The sequence below is a fragment of the Colwellia sp. BRX10-9 genome, from assembly GCF_014077405.1.
GTDB lineage: Bacteria > Pseudomonadota > Gammaproteobacteria > Enterobacterales > Alteromonadaceae > Colwellia_A.
Genome location: NZ_JACGVV010000007.1, coordinates 96336 through 114824, shown reverse-complemented (window position 1 = coordinate 114824; position 18489 = coordinate 96336). Strand labels below are relative to the sequence as shown.

Annotated in this window: 15 protein-coding genes; 8 read left to right on the top strand and 7 right to left on the bottom strand. The window is 36.6% G+C overall.

From position 1 onward, the window contains the following. Positions 1-190: 190 nt before the first annotated feature. Entirely contained in the window at positions 191-808 is a 618-nt protein-coding gene (locus H4J69_RS06460; RefSeq protein ID WP_182221279.1) for a tetratricopeptide repeat protein, read from the bottom strand. 284 nt (positions 809-1092) lie between these two features. On the opposite strand from H4J69_RS06460, the gene H4J69_RS06455 reads away from it, so the two are divergent. Both H4J69_RS06455 and H4J69_RS06450 read left to right on the top strand, forming a co-directional pair. Next, the gene (locus tag H4J69_RS06455; RefSeq protein WP_182244121.1) at positions 1093-2115 is read left to right on the top strand and encodes a DUF484 family protein; all 1023 of its coding nucleotides are present in this window, start codon (positions 1093-1095) and stop codon (positions 2113-2115) included. A gap of 14 nt (positions 2116-2129) precedes the next feature. Then, positions 2130-3320, top strand: a complete 1191-nt coding sequence (locus H4J69_RS06450) for an HD-GYP domain-containing protein (RefSeq protein ID WP_182221281.1) — start codon at positions 2130-2132, stop codon at positions 3318-3320. Positions 3321-3325: 5 nt separating this feature from the next. Here the strand turns inward: H4J69_RS06450 and H4J69_RS06445 are convergent, their stop codons facing one another. Together H4J69_RS06445 and H4J69_RS06440 are read right to left on the bottom strand one after the other, a co-directional pair. Continuing rightward, positions 3326-4948 carry a methyl-accepting chemotaxis protein gene (locus tag H4J69_RS06445; protein ID WP_182244122.1) on the bottom strand — a complete coding sequence of 541 codons (1623 nt, stop codon included), beginning with the start codon at positions 4946-4948 and terminating at the stop codon, positions 3326-3328. Between the two features lie 644 nt (positions 4949-5592). Continuing rightward, on the bottom strand, positions 5593-7002 hold the full coding sequence (locus H4J69_RS06440) for a M20/M25/M40 family metallo-hydrolase (RefSeq protein ID WP_220467854.1): 1410 nt from the start codon (positions 7000-7002) through the stop codon (positions 5593-5595). Between the two features lie 207 nt (positions 7003-7209). Here H4J69_RS06440 and H4J69_RS06435 point away from each other — a divergent pair, with 207 nt between their 5' ends. Further along, complete coding sequence (locus tag H4J69_RS06435; protein WP_182244123.1) at positions 7210-7875, top strand: hypothetical protein; 666 nt, start codon at positions 7210-7212, stop codon at positions 7873-7875. A gap of 43 nt (positions 7876-7918) precedes the next feature. On the opposite strand, the gene erpA is transcribed toward H4J69_RS06435, so the two are convergent. Then, the gene (gene erpA / locus H4J69_RS06430; protein WP_070375537.1) at positions 7919-8260 is read right to left on the bottom strand and encodes an iron-sulfur cluster insertion protein ErpA; all 342 of its coding nucleotides are present in this window, start codon (positions 8258-8260) and stop codon (positions 7919-7921) included. 201 nt (positions 8261-8461) lie between these two features. After that, positions 8462-9271, bottom strand: coding sequence for a PEP-CTERM sorting domain-containing protein (locus H4J69_RS06425; RefSeq protein ID WP_182215576.1), 810 nt, complete (start codon positions 9269-9271; stop codon positions 8462-8464). A 298-nt stretch (positions 9272-9569) separates the two neighbouring features. Between H4J69_RS06425 and prsT the strand changes: the two genes are divergently transcribed. Further along, positions 9570-12383 (top strand): XrtA/PEP-CTERM system TPR-repeat protein PrsT, encoded by a 2814-nt coding sequence (prsT, locus tag H4J69_RS06420; protein ID WP_182251928.1) that lies wholly within the window; start codon positions 9570-9572, stop codon positions 12381-12383. Positions 12384-12409: 26 nt separating this feature from the next. Here prsT and H4J69_RS06415 read toward each other — a convergent pair whose 3' ends face one another. Beyond that, positions 12410-13141, bottom strand: coding sequence for a DUF6776 family protein (locus H4J69_RS06415; RefSeq protein WP_182221285.1), 732 nt, complete (start codon positions 13139-13141; stop codon positions 12410-12412). Between the two features lie 141 nt (positions 13142-13282). On the opposite strand from H4J69_RS06415, the gene H4J69_RS06410 reads away from it, so the two are divergent. From H4J69_RS06410 to hemL, 4 genes are all read left to right on the top strand, one after another. Beyond that, positions 13283-14923: a chloride channel protein gene (locus H4J69_RS06410; RefSeq protein WP_259366373.1), complete on the top strand. Its 1641-nt coding sequence runs from the start codon at positions 13283-13285 to the stop codon at positions 14921-14923. Continuing rightward, complete coding sequence (locus H4J69_RS06405) at positions 14920-15351, top strand: CopD family protein (protein ID WP_182215583.1); 432 nt, start codon at positions 14920-14922, stop codon at positions 15349-15351. Before H4J69_RS06410 ends, H4J69_RS06405 begins: the two co-directional genes overlap by 4 nt. Before the next feature lie 183 nt (positions 15352-15534). Beyond that, a complete protein-coding gene (locus H4J69_RS06400) occupies positions 15535-16542 on the top strand; it encodes an aspartate carbamoyltransferase (RefSeq protein WP_197517584.1) in 1008 nt (335 codons plus the stop codon). Positions 16543-16616: 74 nt separating this feature from the next. Next, on the top strand, positions 16617-17900 hold the full coding sequence (gene hemL, locus H4J69_RS06395; protein ID WP_182244125.1) for a glutamate-1-semialdehyde 2,1-aminomutase: 1284 nt from the start codon (positions 16617-16619) through the stop codon (positions 17898-17900). 129 nt (positions 17901-18029) lie between these two features. Here hemL and H4J69_RS06390 read toward each other — a convergent pair whose 3' ends face one another. Beyond that, positions 18030-18425: a hypothetical protein gene (locus H4J69_RS06390; RefSeq protein WP_182215586.1), complete on the bottom strand. Its 396-nt coding sequence runs from the start codon at positions 18423-18425 to the stop codon at positions 18030-18032. Positions 18426-18489 lie beyond the last annotated feature (64 nt).

Sequence of the window (18489 nt, the reverse complement as noted above, 5' to 3'; positions counted from 1 at the left end):
ATTCAAAGCGTTGGTTTTAAGTGGTAATTAAAAACGCTGTCGATAGACATTAATTTTATCGAATGATGATGCTTTTTTAAATTTTAATAACGCAATATAAATCGGTTAGGCATATGTTAATTAATGAATTTATTAGCTAAAGCCATTAAGAGAGTAATGCGATAAAAAATGTCATCACATGAAAAACAGCTTAAAATTTACCTTCTTTGGCTGAATTAACAACATGCTCTGGCATTTTATCTGCCAATGCTGATAATATTTTTGCAATTTGCTGATGAATTTTTTTATCATCGGTAACTGAGTGATGAAGTTGTGTATATAACTCTGGGTAGTCTAATGGACTACCATAGCCTTGTGCATAAATATCCGCTAAACGGATCTGTGCTTTTAAATTATTTACTGCCGCGGCTTCTTTGAGATAAAACATTGCTTTTTCTACATCAACCTGCATAAATTTACCGGTATGGTAGTAACGCCCCAGTTGTTCAAGTGCCTCAGGCAAAGCTTGGTCTGCAGCATTTTTCATAAAGTGAAGTCCAAGCGGCACATCTTTTTTAACACAGACACCATACGCTAGCATATCCCCCCAAAGAAATTGGTACGAAGGGTATTCTGATTTAGTGGCTCGTGCTTCAATGTCTTGTACAAGCTGACATTCGTCGAGCACAACTTGCCCCAAATGTTTATTCTCTTTAATCAAACCCAAAAGCTGGTTATCTGTATAAATTTGCACTGCTTCAAGTTTTTGACCATAGCAGGTATTACTTATAAAAAATAACAACGCTAAAATTACTAATAAAAATCGCATAAATGACAATCCAAAAATTCAAAAAAATATATAAGCATTAACTTATTATCGGCTGAACATAAAAAAGGTTAAGTAATAAAGACTGACATTTTTTTGTTGCCAACAGCCTCTCTTATCAACGATTAAAGGTTAAGCAATATTAATACCATTATCTCAACTACCTTAGCGTTTAAAAGTGATGTTTTAGTAAATATAGCGATTAACAAAGGGGACCTGACTAAGCCCTTGCACAATAGCTCTGAAAAGAACACAATTAAAACGGTTTCATAAAACAAGAAATGATTATGTCAGAATTAGAAATTGAGCAACTAATCGCCAACTCAAAAGCTAATGAAAACATTGCACTAAAGCTATTTAAAATAGAAAAAGAAGTACTTGAAAGTAAATCTTGTGAAGAACTTATCCAACGTTTGTTGAACTCAATACAACAAAAATTTGATATCACTTCAATTACTTTACTTTTGGTTGAACCAACACCGATCAGCTATTTATTCAATGAACGATTGCAATCGAATTGGCAACAACGACATAGTAACAAAATATCTTTAGAGCAGCTAAAAGCTTTTCATCATGACAGTAAACCTTTCCTAACGAATGATTTAGATAATTTACCTGCTGTTATACCTCCTGAATTACTTATAGAAGCACAATCTATTGCGCTTATTCCCTTAATACTAGAAGGGCAACTTTTTGGTAGCCTATTGTTTTCTGATAGAGATAAAAGTCGCTTTAGTAATATACTCGGCACCTTTCATTTAGAGCAACTCGCTACTAAAGTAAGTTTGTGCTTATCCAATGTGCTCATTCGAGAGCAACTTGAATACATGGCACATTATGATCGCTTAACCGGTGTTGCCAACCGTCGTTTAATGGAAATTTTTATTGCTGAGGAGTTAGTACGACAGCAAAGGTATGGCGTTCCCTTTTCACTATTATTTGTTGATTGTGATGATTTCAAACAAGTTAATGACCGATACGGTCATGATTGTGGTGATAGAGTACTGGCTTATATAGCGACAAATTTACAAGGATTAATAAGAGAAAATGACCGCTGTTTTCGTTTTGCAGGCGATGAATTTGTTGTGGTATTGGCAAGCCAAAAATACCAAGAAGCAGAACTAGCAGCAAAACGTTTAAGCGAGTTTTTTATCAAAAACCCTATGCCTTATCAACAAGCAGTTTTACCCGTTACAATAACCTGTGGGGTAGCAGCAAGTGATGGTAAACGTTCGATGGACGAACTGCTAAAAGAGGCGGATACCCATTTATATCAACTAAAGAATAATAGAAAACAGCTGCTAGTTTAACGAGTATATTATTTATGATTGTTGAAATTGAAATTTCAGGATTATTAAAAGGGCATTATGTGGTTGATATCGCCAAACAACGAGGCGCTTACAGCTTAACAACCCCTGGCCATATAAAAAATATCAAGGTTATAGGTAATTTGCGTAGCAGGGGCGTCGAAAGTTTATTAATTGATACCAGCAAAACACTCACCTTCGATGCCGATAATAATATTGTTGGTCGTATAAAAGAGACGCCCTTACCAGCAAGTAATAAATCCCCCATTATCTTAGAGATAAGCAAAGCGAAAAAACTCTTTAATCAATCAAAAGAGATTCAACGGCAAGTATTTTCAGATGCTCAACAAGGACGAAATATAAACTTAACACCCGTTATTGAAATAACGAATAAAACCATTGATACCGTATTTAAAAATGCGGATGCCTTAGCCTGTGTGATCAATATCAGGAAAAAAGATGAGTACTTACTCGAGCATTCAGTATCGGTTTCTGTATTAATGACGATTTTTGCGCGCTTTTTAAAAATAGACAAAAAAATAATTCAGTTACTTTCAGTTGGTGCTTTTTTACATGATGTCGGTAAAATTAATATCCCAGATAGCATTTTAAATAAACCGGGTAAGTTAACAGAAGCTGAATTTACCATTATGAAAAGCCACGTAAACCATTCGATAAAAATAATAGAGTCGACACCGGGTATTTCCGAATTGAGTCTTGAAGTTGCTGCACTCCACCATGAGAAGCTCGACGGCACTGGCTACCCTTATAACATCCCTAAAGAAAAAATCACGAAATATGGTCGGATGATTGCCATTTGTGACATTTTTGATGCCCTAACCGCCAACCGTTGTTATAAAGAGGGTTATAGCCATATAAAAGCATTTAGTATTTTACGAAGTTTGGCGCAAAAAGAGCATTTAGATCAGCGTTTAGTCGACTTATTTATCAAGTGTATGGGTATTTATCCTGTTGGTTCATTAGTCGAATTGAGTTCCAATAAACTGGCTATTGTCGAAAGCAGAAATGATGGCGATCCAATCAATCCTAATGTGCGTTCATTCTATAATTCTCTAGATGGCCGTTACGTAATGGCTGAAGATATAAATTTATCCGACAATGAAGACTTTATTGTTCGAGGGGTAAGAGCCGATGATTTTGATCTAGATATGAACAAAATCATCGAATTTCTTTTAATGGAAGGGTAAAGGTCTTAAACCTTAAACTTCGATGTTGCCTTCTGTAATTGAATGGCATTTTTATCAACTAAATGAGCCACATTACCAATCTCTTCGATCGCCGTTTGAGTCGCTCCAAAACTGTTATACATCTGCTCTATATTATTAACAACGGTCTCAGCAACGCAAGATTGCTCTTCTGTTGCCGTAGCAATTTGGCTGTTCATTGAACTAATATGACCGATTTGTTCTTTTATATTTGTTAAAGATTTATCAACGGCAAGTGATATTTCCTCATTGGTATTTGCTTTTTCTCGCGCTAATCCCATGGTACTTACCGATTGGTCAGCCGCTGAAATGAGCTTATCTAGTAAACCACGAATCTCAGTAGTAGATAACGCTGTTCTCGAAGCTAAACTTCTAACTTCATCAGCAACTACAGCAAAGCCTCGGCCTTGCTCGCCCGCTCGAGCCGCTTCAATGGCAGCATTTAACGCTAATAAATTTGTCTGTTCGGCGATTCCATTAATAACATCAAGAATTTTATTCATGTTCTGCGAGTCTTTAGCGAGCCTATCAACCACATCCGCTGCATTACCAATTTCATAGACTAATTCACCTGAGATAAGTAAAGAACGCTGAACATTCTCCATGCCTCGATTAACTTCTGCTTCTCCAGAACCTGCAGCATTTGCGGCTTCTGCGGCAGACTTAGCAATATCAGTAACACTAAATTGCATTTCAACCATAGATTGTTTTGTTATTTCAGCCACTTCTGCTTGGCTTTGTACATTAGCATCAACATCACGTACCTTTTCAGCCAATTGTTCAGCACTTTTGGTAAGGGGTGGCACAACATCAATGACATCTGAAACAATACCTCTTAGTAACTGAGTAAAAGCATTAAAGTTCTTAACAACACTGCCTAACTCATCCTGACTCATGACTTCAATCTGGTTGGTTAAATCACCATCACCTTCTGCCAGTTCTTTTAAAGAAGCATCAATATTTAATACTGAATGACTAATTGAACGTGCGATGACGATACTCAATAGTGACATCATAACCAAAAGTAAAATACCGACTAAAATACTTAAATCTCTTGAGTCACTAGAGTTAGCCACTGTTTCTTCAACCAAGGTATTAAATACTTTAGCCGCCTTTTCTTTTTCCTGGGCTAAGCGGTCAGTAACCTTTTGGTAAATATCTGCTTTATTATCAATACTGGTCTTTGTTGAGGCCAATTGAAAATCTATTTCTTCCTTGATAAATCCTACTGAAATATTTCGCGCGATGTCATTATACTCGTTGCTTAATGAGACCAGAGTAGAAGTATCGGAAAATGAGGGTTCAAGTGAATCAATACGCGTTAAATTACCGGTTAACACCGTAACTAACTGACTAGCTTGATCAACTAACTCTTCATCACCAAAAGAGACACTCTGGTTGTAGAGCTCATCTACACGTTGCCAAGTACTGACATTTTCACTGGTTAAGTTAACCAAATGAATCGTAGTATTTTGAATTTTTTGTAATAAAATTTGGTTTTTAGAGATGGCAGTAATGTTAATAAGTAAATTAATAACAAAGCTCAAAATTGCAATCGCTAGTATTGCTAATATTTTATGAAATATAGGTAATTCTTTAAAAAACTTCATATTTATCCTAATCGTAAATGGCGTACGATGCACCGTACATTGTTAAAATACTCAAATAATAAGCCCTACGGGCCTTCAAAAATTTTTAACTACTTTTACATTAGCATTTTCTTAAGTTGAGCTTAAATGAAACTCAATGACTAGACTCCGTTCTACACAATGCTCTAAATCTGCTAGAAGTGCTTATCAAGCATACACTCCACAAGAAAGTCTGTTGTTATTCAATCGCTAGGCTAAGTTCAACTTATTATAAATCATAAGGTGATTAGCTGGATACGTTTTTAGTAATTTCATAATAAATGGCTGTAGCCACCTATTACTTTACCAGCATTAACGCGAGTAAACACCAAAGATTAATTCACCTTTTTTAATAAAACTGAAAATAAGGCACAGTGAAGGTACTATTCATTTACTCTCGTGGAGCACTTTAGAGAACGTCTTCTGTTGACTATGAGTAAGTATATTTATTAAAAGTTAAGTTTATAGTTCTAATAAAATCAAGAAAACAATAAATGTTTCTTATACTTGTACGAATAGAAGAGCAGGTGTCGGTGAGCTAAATAAAAAGAATAAGGGATTATATTTACGAAGTGATGAATAATGAGTCGCGAAAAATCAGCCTTAACTTTTCACGACTCCTCATATTATTTTCTAAAGTTAATTCCTGACTGGGCTGAAAAATAAGCAAATAGGGTGTAAACCGCTGTTGCTTGCTTTAAGTCTTCAGGGTTCACCTTGTCCAAGGTATCGTTCTCTGTGTGGTGATAATCAAAGTACTTGGTACCATCAGGTGCAAAATTCATGCTTGGCATACCCGCAGCGCTCATCACACTCATATCTGATTGTGCTTGTGCATTATTATCGTTTGATAATTCAACGCCTAATGGCGCAAGATGCTTAGCAAGGTCGTTAATTGCCGTTAATGACTCTTTACCAACACCCGAAGTCATTTTATAAATTTGACCAACACCAAAGTCCCATTCAGCGCCAATGATATGATTATCCATATTTTTTTCATGGACCTCCATATATTTTTTTGCACCTAATAAACCCACTTCTTCAGCTGCAAAAAGAATGACGCGTATAGTGCGCTTTGGACGTATAGGTAATTGAGCAATGTGATGAGCAGAGGCAAGCATCATAGCAACACCCATGCCATCATCTAATGCACCGGTACCGACATCCCAGCTGTCAAGGTGGGCTCCAATTGAGACAATTTCATCAGGAAATTCGCTACCGGTTATTTCACCAATGACATTGGCAGAAACAGCTGTTATTTTAGCATCTGTATGGCTGGTTAATTTTAGATAAAAGCTAACCGGTTTATTACGCTTTAATTGATTAACAAGTAAGTCTGCGTCAGGATTTGAAAGCGCAGCCGCAGGAATTTTTTTCACGCCAGCCTCATAACGCATAATGCCGGTATGAGCTATACGGTTATTGTCTGTACCTACAGAACGCATAATTAATGCTGAGGCCCCTTTTTTAGCGGCTATAACTGCCCCACCCACACGCGTACCTACGGCTGGACCATAGCCGTTACCGTCGATATGCTCTTCCATTTGATAAGAAACAAATGCAATTTTTCCATCTAAACTGTTATCTGGTGCCGCGATTAAGTCAGCTAAGGTTTCAAAATGTGCAACATCTCCAATCAACCCTTCTTCACTGGTAGCAATACTGCCACCAAGAGCAATGGCGACGACCTTATGAGGATAAGGCGAGATTATTTTCGCTTGTGCTTCACCACGTTGCCAAAAAGTACCCGTGACTTCTTCTGTCCACACTTTATCAAAGCCTAAAGCGTTCATTTTAGCTTGCGCCCAAATGACAGCTTTTCTATCACCTTCTGAACCCATTAATCGATGCCCCACTTCCGTGGTTAAAGATTCTAAGACTTGATAGGACAAATTAGATTGCAGAGCAGTATTTTTTAATTGTGTCAGTTGCTTAGTTTCTGATTCAGTCAGTGTTGCCGCTGAACTTGATAAAGCTAACAAAGTACTACTGAAAACAAGCGTTTTTATTACAGATTGAAAAGGCACTTTAAGCATTATATTCCCTTTTATAGATATTATTGATTGTAGAATTAATTCAGTATCAAGAATCTTGCGCCGACATGCAAATAGGTTCGCCTTAAAAAAGTGGCAAACTATCTTTATTAAAACCATTGAGCCCTAATTAAGCGAATACTGAACTTTTAAAAGATTTATAGCTCAATACTACAGCGCTAAATATAAAGTAAACAAGGAGGATTACATTTGAATAAATTAAGCAAAGGACTGACCTTCTCGATTATCTTGCATATAGCTGTACTGATCATTTTTACACAAGGGTTATCAACAGTTCCACTTAGCGCAGTAAAAAATAACGATTCGGTTAACCCTATTATTCAAGCTCGCCTATATTTTCCTTTACGGTTAAGGAAAAAAGCGATTCTTACTTCCAGCAAGGAACCGCTAGCCATTAAAGAAACCATGCCAACAGATGAAAAAAAAAGAAGTAATGAATGGTTAGAAAAAACCAATAATAGGAAGATACAGCCTGCAAAGTTATCTAAACAGCCAATTGATAAAAACGTGTTGGAGAGTAAAACATCAAGTAAAAAAATGAGTCAAACGTCACTGGAGAAGCTTAAGCAACGTTTAGATAACCAAGCCCGTGAAAACGCTGCAAACGACAGCTTAACTAAATACCTAACCAAGAAGAGTACCGTTGGCCAATCCATCACAACGTATGATCAGTTAGCCCCAGCGAAAGCAAAAATTAAAGAGGTAGATTGTAATAGCAGTAAATTTAATAGTGCGCTAAAAGCGATGTCAACCTTGCTTGGCGGCAGTATCAGGTGTAATAGCATGCCTAATTTAAAAAACTTTTTAAATAAAAGAATGGCCGTAGCTGAAAAAAAAGCACAAAAAAGCCAGTGATATTTCGCTGGCTTTTTGTTAATCGCAATGTAACTAAAGAGAATTAGATTGAGAAAGAAGATCCACAACCACAGGTTGATGAAGCGTTTGGGTTATGTACTAAAAATCTACTACCTTCTAAACCTTCAATATAGTCAACTTCGCCGTCAACTAAATATTGTAAACTCATAGGATCAATAACCATAGTGACGCCTTTTTTCACAATAGTCATGTCACCGTCATTTACTTTTTCATCAAAAGTAAATCCATATGAAAACCCTGAGCAACCACCACCTGTTACATAAACACGTAATTTCAATTCCGGATTTTCTTCTTCTGTGATCAAAGATAATACTTTATTTGCGGCGGCATCGGAAAATTTTATTGGTAATTCGGGAGTTGACATATTGCTCTACTTACAAAGATGTTACGGGAGTGTCTCGCGTGTATTATCTTAAACTTGACTAATTTAGTCAAGTATTGTCTGAGATAGTAAAATTTATCAGCAAGAAGAAAAATTTCATCTTAAATATATACAAAAAATGCGCTATATAATTAAATATAGCGCATTAATTAAACCACTAACGGGTCAGTAGCTAACGGTCAATTAGTGAGTTATTTTTCTACGGTAAATAAGACCAAACATAGCAAGTAACATTAATACAAATGTTTGTGGCTCTGGCACTGCAATAGTATCTTTAGGAGGAGCAAAAGAAGCTACACCTTCAATAATGTCGTTAGCACAGGTCATTGCCCAGCGAAAGGCAATTTGATTAGCTGTCGCTAATGCAGTATTGGCAACATCAAACGAAAAACTAACTTTACCATAACCAACATTTCCTATTTTATAAGAACGACCGCCAACAGACCAATCTGAAGATGTAATAGTTGTACCATCATTACCAGACCGAACAGCTTGATTGTAACGGGCATTTCGATGTTCATCTGATGAAACGATTAAGTTGTTGTTAGAAAACCCTGTTCTCAAGTCACCTGTACCTGATTTATTATTACGTGAACTGCCAAGGTCATAAACATAGTTCCAGTTTGTACCCGTATTAGTATCCGTTTTAGAATATCTATCACCCGTGTTTGGCAGAGCACCGTCTGGATTCCAAGGAGATGTTCCGCTGTTATTAAGGTCTTTGTCCGCGGCCATAAACAAATCACCTAACTCAATATCATTATCGCCAATGTTATTGTAAAATGATGTGAAAATATTAACATTTAGTATTGTTCCAACTCGAGAAACCACCATCTTATCAATGTCATATCTATACTTACTACCATTAATATCGCCATCGTAACCTGCACCAATATATTTATCCATGATCGTTTCCGCCGGGATATCCACAGCAAACCCGTTAATACTTGATACTGAAAGTGCAGCGATTGCAATCCATTTTAAACATTTCATATTTTAAACCTACTTCTAAATACTGGCATAAATAACATGTGTAATAAAAACACAAGACTATGTATAAATTTTATTTACTTATTGACCCCACACAATTCAATATTCAAGCCAAGATTAAAAAGCCCTTTATTTTTAAGTGCATAGGATTATATTATTTGATATATCGGTTATTTTACCTAAAAGTGTAAAAAATATCGACAACTATTAAATGTACAACTTAAACAATTAAAGATCTGCTAGATATTCATAATGACTCCTAGTATCCTTAGCAATTGATTTTCATAAGAGAAATAATTAAATGGCCTCTTTGGTAAAAACGACTTTAGCCTTACTCTCCGGCACAATTTTATTGCTGAGTTCGCATGCTCTGGCTTTGCCCGATCAAAACGCAGATAAACCTTATGAAGATGCCCTAGCAAGCTTTTACCTTTCTGAACTCAACGCGGCAATTATTCATTTAAAGAATGCCTTAAAAAATGATCCTGAACATTTACCTTCTATGGTGTTACTCGCCGAAGTATATATTGCTATGGGTGATGGAGCTTCGGCAGAAAATCAACTAGAAAACGCCCAAGAAAAGAATGCCGATGAAAGTAAAATACTGCCGTTAATGCTTGAAGCTTATCTTTTACAGCAAAAATATAAAAAAGTAATTAATGCGCCAATGGCTTCTATAACTCAAAAACAACAACTGAGTAAAGTTGCCGTATTGCAAGGACGTGCTTTTATAGCGATGAATAACTTAGCGCAAGCAAAAGTTTTATTCCAAGAAGCTTTAGAGTATATGCCTAGTAGTATCAAAGCCCAATTAGGCATAGCACAAGTAGAGCTGCTTAATGGAAATATGCTCCAAGCAAGAGCCTATATTGATAAAGCACTCTCTTCATCGCCAACAAACAGTATCGCTTTGACAATGCTTGCTAATATAGAACAGCAAGCTGGCAATCGGATTGAATCGTTAAAAATAATTTCACAAGTTATTGAGCTAAACAATAAAGATTTTCCTGCGTTACTTACGCGAGCCAGTTTATATATTGAACTGGGTGATTTTCAACTTGCTTTAAACGACCTTGGTATAATCATCACAGAAATCCCCAATGAGCCGAAAGCAAATTATTTAAAGATAATTGCAAACAGTGCCTTAGGTAATACTGAAGAAGTTAATAAAACAACCGCTCATATCAATACCGTATTAATGGGATTACCCGAAGATATAATGAAACAGAATCCCGTGTATCTTTATTTAGCGGGTGTGATTAGTTTTCAGCAACAAGAAAATTTAAAGGCTCAAGATTTTTTGCAAAAATATATCGCTATTATTAGTGACGATATAAGAGCGTTAAAGTTAGCCGCTCAAATTGAACTCGCATTAAATAATCCCTTTCGTGCAAAAACATTATTAGTAAAATCTAAGCTAGTAACCCCTGACGACGTTGAAACATGGTCGCTTCTTGGTCAGACCTATACCGTATTAGGAGAACTACAACTTGCTGAAGATTACCTCAAAGATGTTATTGACAGTGATAAAGAAGATCCCCAACCTTTATTTGAGTTAGCAAAGTTAGAAATTTTAACAGGAAAGTTCCCACAAGCTATTACTCACCTTCAATTAGCAAAATCAATAGATGCTAATATAAGTTTTATTGTGCTGCTCGCAGAGGCCTTCCAACAAAACAATCAGTTTGAACAGGCACTAGAGCAATTAGACCTTGCGTTAATTTTACAAAGTGATGATAGCGTTTTGCACTTAAAAAAAGGTATTTTATTAGGTCAACTAGAACAGCACCTACTAGCAAAAGAATCACTAGAACAATCACTAAAGTTAAACCCTAACAACCTTAGGACACTTGTCCATTTATCAAGAATCGATGTTATAGAACAACAGCCAGAAAAAGCGATAACAAAAATAAATAAGAAAATCGTTGAACTAACAGAACCCAATTCATTTTTACTGATTGAGCTAGGTAATATACATCGCCTAACCAACAATAATAATGAAGCGTTATCAGCCTACAAAAAAGCCTACAGTGTTGATAATACTAACCCCAATGCATTAATAAATATTATTGAAATACAAGTTATGCTTGGCCAATTGAAAGAAGCGATAACCTTAACCAGTGAGTTTTTAAACAAAAACAACAAAGCAGGAAGTATTTATCTAGCACTGGCTAATTTATACATGGCAGATAAAGAATACCAAAAAGCGTTTAGTACTTTCGAATTGGCGGTTAAAAATAGTAATGATAAATCAAATATTTATAATATTTTTGCTGATGCACAATTGTCACGATCAGATTTTGAAGGCGCTACACTCAGCTTAAAAAGATCAATTTCATGGAATGCTGAAAATCTTGACTCCCATTTAAAGTTGTTTGATATTTATCTGCAACAAAAAAACGAAACGTTAGCGCTCGATATTTTAAAGCGTATAGCCAAAAAAAGTACTAATATTATCTTTTTAAACAACCTTGAGGGTAACTTATACTTACAATTAGGAAAACTAGCCGAAGCAGAAAAAATATTTCTAGCTTCCTTGAAAAAAAGTCAAAACCGACCCGCGGTTTATGGTTTATATCGTGTATACAAACAACAAGAACAATTTTCAAAGGCGCTTGATTTATTGACCCTTTGGGTTAAAGAAAACCCAAGAGACATTACCTCTCAAATAGCAATAGCCGATACACTAGTCGCAAAAAATCAACTGCAGAGTGCGGCTAAAAAATACCAAGATTTAATTGAGATGTTTTCTGAACTGCCAATTTTGTTGAATAATGCCGCACAAGTATTCATTAAACTGGAGCAGTTCCCTCAGGCATTAACGTATGCAAAAAAAGCAGACAAGATATTACCTGATAATGTCGCAATAATGGATACACTTGCTTGGTCTTATACCCTAAATAAACAAGCAGATTTGGCACTACCTATATTTAGACAAGTTATTGTTAAAGATTTCAACAATGCTGAAATAAAGTATCACTTAGCTGTTACTTTATATCAATTAGATCGCAAGGGTGAAGCAAAGAAATATCTAAAGGCTGCGTTAGAAAATGAAAGTACACTTCCTAACAGAGCTGCTGCTATAGCACTTATGGAAAAGCTTACTGAGGAATAGCGTGAATAATTAAAAAACACTTGTCATTATTGAGTGTTTTTTAATAAATCATTCCAGATATAGCTCTGATCTATTCGCTGATATTTTTGCCATCTATTTTTTGGCAAAATAGCAGCTAACGCTAATTTTTCGGGTAAAAAGTTTTCAGGAAGAGTGAACTCACCTTCAACAATTTGAAAATATTGAAAACTAAAGGATAAATCTTTCTTTGTAGATACCGATATATTACTTAACTTTAATTCGCTTGGCTTATTATCTAAACTTCCCAATAAAGTAAAATCGACATAGCCTTTAGCAAAACGCTTACGTACTTGCTGTTGCATTAACACAATTTGAAAACGAAAATGATGTGGGCTGGCTGTTGGATGGATCATCATTCGATCAATCGCCAATCCATCAGCGGTTTTTTCTGGTGCCATCACTTTTTCATAAAAAGCTAATTCTTTTTTTACTTCATAATGCTCAGACTCCATGCTTTTTAAAAGCTCTTGGGAGTGCTGATTAGCCATACGTTCAACTTCTAACTCTACTTCAAGGGTATTAATCTGACTATTTTGCTGAACATTCTTTTCATAAAGTTTACTCAATCGCGTTTGCTGTTGTGCTAACGTTTTAACTTGATAACCATGATAAAAATTCCCAACACGATAGCCACTGTAAAGACAGATAACAATCACGAGAAGAAGTAAAAGGGCGGAACGAAATGCGCCTAAACGCACAACAACCGTATTTAGATTTATTTTTGCTAACCAATTCATTTGAAAAGTATTATGATATCCAACGAGTTAATAAATATTTTTAGGCTCAAACAATAAAAGGTGCACCCTTTCATTATTATGATATCGCTCTCTTTACTTAGAAAACGTTTAGCCTTACCGAGAACTTCCTGGCAACTTTGTTTGTTAGCCGCTTTAGGTGGCACTGCATCAGCACTTTTAGTTGTGCTATTCTCCTACAGCATTGAGACAGTTCAAAGCTTTTATTTAGTCCAAAAAGATAATTATACCAGCTTAGATGCTTTAAGTCGTTTCCATTTGCCTATCGTAGGCGGATTAGTCATTTTATTTTTTGCTTGGCTAACCGGCTACCAGTATTTACGCACCGGCATTCCTTTTGTATTACATCGCCTAAAAGTAGCTAATGGCATTATTCCATTTCGCAATACGTTAAATCAATTTTTCGGAAGTGTGATTGCATTAGCCTCAGGCTTCTCAGTTGGAAAAGAAGGACCTGCTATACATTTAGGAGCCGCTTGTAGCAGTTATTTAGGTAACAAGTTAAATCTACCTTTTAATACCATACGCACACTTTGTGCATGTGGCATTGCCGCAGGTATTTCCGCTTGTTTTAATACCCCCATTGCCGCTGTTATATTTGTTATGGAAGTTATTTTACGCGAATACAAAGTGCATATTTTTATTCCTGTAATGATCGCTTCTATTACGGGGTCAATGATCACCCGAAGCCTTTTGGGGCCTGCCCATGAATTTGGATATTTTAGTAAAATATCCCTCAGTTTTCATCATTACCCTGTTTTGATTATATTAGGGTTAATACTTGGGTTATTAGCCTATGGCTTTAACCGATACTTAGTCCTTATTATAAAATATTCGAGCTCGATTCATATTGTGCCACGCATTATGTTAGCGGCATTAATTACTGGCATACTTGGCTTCTTTGTACCCTTTGCTATGGGCACAGACTTAAGTGTAATAACGTTTGCCTTAGAAAATAATATTCCTTTACAATTATTACTTGGGGTTTTATTCGCTAAAATCTTGATGACCATTACCGCTTTAGGCCTAGGTATTCCTGGTGGTATTATCGGTCCTATTATTGGTATTGGTGCTATTGTAGGCACCTGTGTTTCAGTATTAGCTACTGGTTATCTACCCGGAGAAAATTTTGCTGGTGATTATGCCTTAATGGGTATGGCGGGGTTCTTAGCAGCAACACTAAACGCTCCCCTTGCCGCATTATTAACGGTAGTCGAGTTGTCAAATCAGTTAGAGGTTGTTGTGCCAGCAATGATAGTTATCACCACTGCCTGTGTCTTTTCAGGGCAGTTTTTCAACAACCGATCGGTATTTGTTATGCAACTTGAGCAGCAGGGTCTCAAATATCGAAAATCTCCCATCGAGAAATCATTGCAGCGTATCGGTGTATTAGGCGTTTTACAGGAAAATATTAGCGTTTATCAACAAGAATGTTCTTTGGAAGTTTTCAGGGCATTGAAGAATGTTGAATTGTTAAATCATGTTATTATTGAAGTAGCACCTGAAACAGAAAGTCTTAGTCCTTACTCAACATTTTCATGGTTAAAAATAAAACACGAGCCAGGCACTAAGCGCGTTGAAATAGTACAATTACAGCTACTACCTTTGCAAAGCCAATCAACTTTAGCTGAAGCCTATTTAGCCCTGATTGAACAGCGAGATGGTGGTGTTTATATTTATGATAATGATCCTAATGAGATCTTAGGTATTATTACTTTTGAACAGATCAGAAGTTATTTATTAGAAGGAAAAACAACAGTATGACAACTCTTTTATGGTTAAAAGCTTGCCATGTTTTTTTTATGGTCGCTTGGTTTGCTGGTGTTTTTTATTTACCACGCCTGTTTGTTAATCATGCTGAAACCTCTAGTATTGAAGTCGCCGAGCATTTAAAGGGTATGGAAAAACGTTTGTTATATTTTGTAACACCTTTCGCTGTGTTAACCGTGTCTTTAGGCATAGCCTTGATTTATTATTACGGGTACGCTTGGTTTATTGCTTCAAAATGGTTGCACTTAAAAATAACTTTAGTGATTTTACTGCTCGCTTACCATGGTTATTGTTTTAAGTTAGTTAAAGATTTTAAAGAAGATAAAAATGTACGTTCAGGAAAATTTTATCGAATTTTTAATGAATTTCCCGTCCTTATATTGCTCGCCATATTATATTTGGTGTATTTAAAACCTTTCTAATGGCTTATCTTTGCTCATATTCTGGTTTATAGCCCATAAGAAGCTTTCATTAATTAATTTGAACGCTTTGATTTAGACACACAGAAATTGAATAACAGCGATAATCTATTCTCAACATTTCTGAATTGTGCTATATTCCTGCATCAAAAATAGTCGCAGTCTTATAATTTTAGGTAACTTTTTATGATGAAGTTTGAAGGAAGTCATATCCTTTCTGTCTCGCAGCTTAATCGCGATGCTATCTCTCGTATTTTAGAAGTTTCATCACTAATGGCGCCTTATGCTATGCGTAAGAAGCGTTGTCATGTGTTGGATGGCGCAATTCTCAACAATCTTTTCTTCGAGCCCAGTACCCGTACTCGAGTCAGTTTTGGTGCTGCTTTTAACCTTCTCGGTGGTGCTGTTCGTGAGACCGTTGGACAAGAAAATTCATCGTTGAGTAAAGGTGAATCTCTCTTTGACACGGCACGTGTTATTAGCGGCTACTCTGATATTATTGCGATGCGACATCCCACGATGTATTCAGTTGAAGAGTTTTCAAAAGGCAGTAGTGTACCGGTTATTAACGGCGGAGATGGAGCTAATGAACACCCAACACAAGCCTTACTTGATTTGTTTACCATGCAATCTGAAATGGCGCCACATAACAAAACTTTAGACGGTTTAAATATTGTCTTAATGGGTGATCTCAAACACGGGAGAACCGTACATTCATTATCAAAATTACTCAGCTTATATAAAAACATGAAAGTAACGATGATATCTCCTGACGCACTTAACATGCCCGACAGTATAATCTCATCTTTAACCAATGCCGGACATCAAGTTGTGGTTACCGATAAAATTGACCATAATTTATCGTGCGATATCATCTATCAAACGCGCATTCAGCAAGAGCGCTTTGCCAGTAAAGACGAAGCTAATTTGTACCGTGGTCATTTCAGCTTAAATAGAGAAGTTTATCAGCAGTTTTGCCAGCAACATACTGTAATAATGCATCCCTTACCACGCGATTCTCGCCCTGAAGCAAACGAGCTTGATAGTGATTTAAATGATTTAGACAACCTAGCTATTTTTAGACAAGCCCAAAATGGTGTACTGGTACGTATGGCATTATTTGCCTTAACACTGGGTGTTGAAAATAAGCTCAGCCAATTTGAAAAACCAGTGACTTGGTACACCAACAAATAAATAATTCTTAAGTATATAAGCGACAACAGTTTATTTAATGTTAGTCGTATTATAATTAACAAAGTAGGCAATTTATGAACCATTCAGAACAACTTTTTAACAGCGCAAAACAAATTATTCCCGGTGGCGTAAACTCGCCTGTTCGTGCATTTAATGGTGTTGGCGGTACGCCTTGTTTTATTAAACGCGCTGAAGGTGCATATATTTATGACGCCGATAATAAAGCTTATATTGATTATGTCGGTTCTTGGGGACCAATGATTTTAGGCCATAACCACCCGGCTATTTTAGCAGCAGTTATTGAAACTGCTCAAAATGGCTTAAGTTTTGGCGCACCTACCGAGCTAGAAATCACTATGGCAGAGAAGGTACGTGAACTAGTACCGTCAATGGAACGCATTCGAATGACCAGCTCAGGTACAGAAGCTACCATGAGCGCAATTCGGTTAGCTCGTGGCTACACTGGACGTGATAAAATCTTAAAGTTTGAAGGTTGCTACCATGGTCATGCTGATTCGCTATTAGTAAAAGCAGGCTCAGGTGCACTAACCATGGGGGTGCCAAATTCACCTGGTATTCCTGCTGATGTTGCCAAGCACACATTAACCGTTAGTTTTAATAATATTGACGAAGTTAGACAAATCTTTGCTAAATATAAAGATGAAATCGCCTGTATTATTGTCGAACCTGTTGCTGGAAACATGAACTGTGTTCTTCCGGTAGAAGGTTTCCTTGAAGGTCTACGTGACGTTTGTGATGAACATAAAAGTGTATTGATTTTTGATGAAGTAATGACCGGCTTTCGTATTGCATTAGGTGGGGCTCAAGCACATTACAATATTGTTCCTGATTTAACGACGTTAGGTAAAGTTATTGGTGGTGGTATGCCTGTCGGTGCGTTTGGCGGTAAAAAAGAGATTATGGATTATATTGCACCTATTGGCCCTGTTTACCACGCAGGTACCTTATCGGGTAACCCTATCGCTATGGCTGCCGGTTTAGCGGCATTAAATGAATTAAGCATCGGTGATAAACACGAGCAATTGAGTGCATCAACTGAAAAGCTTGCTATGGGTTTAAAAGCAGCAGCCGAGCGCAATGGCGTGTCATTAAGCATTAACTATGCTGGTGCAATGTTTGGTTTTTTCTTTACGGATTCACCAGAGCCTGTCACTACTTTTGAACAAGCAACCGCTTGCGATACAGATAAGTTCAGACGTTTCTTCCACTTAATGCTAGAAAACGGCATCTACTTGGCACCTTCAGCTTATGAAGCTGGCTTTTTATCTATGGCTCATACCGATAAAGAGATTGAATTAACGTTAGCCGCTGCTGATAAGTGCTTTGCTCAACTATAATGTAAAAATTAGCGTGGTTTAGCGACTAAACCACGCCCGTTGACGCACAAGGATGCTCATTTTTTAACAAGACCATCCTTAAAATAAAAAGGGATAGCCGATGGCTATCCCTTTTTATTAACGGTGACGCTAATTTACTTTAACGGCCAGTAATTCATTTTCAAGCCAATGATAAGCTTGTTGCCAACCTAATTCTAAACCTGAAAATACCGGATATTTCCATTGATCAAATGAACGACTTGCCTGCAGTTTCTTAGTCACTAAGACACTTTTTTCAGAATAGCAAACAAAGGCAAGCGCTTTCAAACCTTCATAAGATGCGACTGAAAGTTTCGCCTCATAAGTATAGGTGTAGTTATTAATGCGGTTGATTAACAGGGCAAAATCCCCTTCTACGTTCTCATGCACAAATTCATGGCATTCCTCAACCATTTCAAGTGTCATTTCGACGCCTTCATCAGCGGTTACTTCAATAATATTATTTGCAAATATATTATAAAAGCCAAAACTTAAACGATGCTTCATATCAGATCCAGCGTATTAATTTTATACGTGATATCAATCCCTTATGATTAACAAGCAATCCTAT

What these genes read in the sequence shown, in the direction of transcription:
- H4J69_RS06460 (WP_182221279.1), bottom strand. Translation starts at nt 808, where the DNA reads ATGCGATTTTTATTAGTAATTTTAGCGTTGTTATTTTTTATAAGTAAT.
- H4J69_RS06455 (WP_182244121.1), top strand. Translation starts at nt 1,093, where the DNA reads ATGTCAGAATTAGAAATTGAGCAACTAATCGCCAACTCAAAAGCTAAT.
- H4J69_RS06450 (WP_182221281.1), top strand. Translation starts at nt 2,130, where the DNA reads ATGATTGTTGAAATTGAAATTTCAGGATTATTAAAAGGGCATTATGTG.
- H4J69_RS06445 (WP_182244122.1), bottom strand. Translation starts at nt 4,948, where the DNA reads ATGAAGTTTTTTAAAGAATTACCTATATTTCATAAAATATTAGCAATA.
- H4J69_RS06440 (WP_220467854.1), bottom strand. Translation starts at nt 7,002, where the DNA reads ATGCTTAAAGTGCCTTTTCAATCTGTAATAAAAACGCTTGTTTTCAGT.
- erpA (WP_070375537.1), bottom strand. Translation starts at nt 8,260, where the DNA reads ATGTCAACTCCCGAATTACCAATAAAATTTTCCGATGCCGCCGCAAAT.
- H4J69_RS06425 (WP_182215576.1), bottom strand. Translation starts at nt 9,271, where the DNA reads ATGAAATGTTTAAAATGGATTGCAATCGCTGCACTTTCAGTATCAAGT.
- prsT (WP_182251928.1), top strand. Translation starts at nt 9,570, where the DNA reads ATGGCCTCTTTGGTAAAAACGACTTTAGCCTTACTCTCCGGCACAATT.
- H4J69_RS06415 (WP_182221285.1), bottom strand. Translation starts at nt 13,141, where the DNA reads ATGAATTGGTTAGCAAAAATAAATCTAAATACGGTTGTTGTGCGTTTA.
- H4J69_RS06405 (WP_182215583.1), top strand. Translation starts at nt 14,920, where the DNA reads ATGACAACTCTTTTATGGTTAAAAGCTTGCCATGTTTTTTTTATGGTC.
- H4J69_RS06400 (WP_197517584.1), top strand. Translation starts at nt 15,535, where the DNA reads ATGATGAAGTTTGAAGGAAGTCATATCCTTTCTGTCTCGCAGCTTAAT.
- hemL (WP_182244125.1), top strand. Translation starts at nt 16,617, where the DNA reads ATGAACCATTCAGAACAACTTTTTAACAGCGCAAAACAAATTATTCCC.
- H4J69_RS06390 (WP_182215586.1), bottom strand. Translation starts at nt 18,425, where the DNA reads ATGAAGCATCGTTTAAGTTTTGGCTTTTATAATATATTTGCAAATAAT.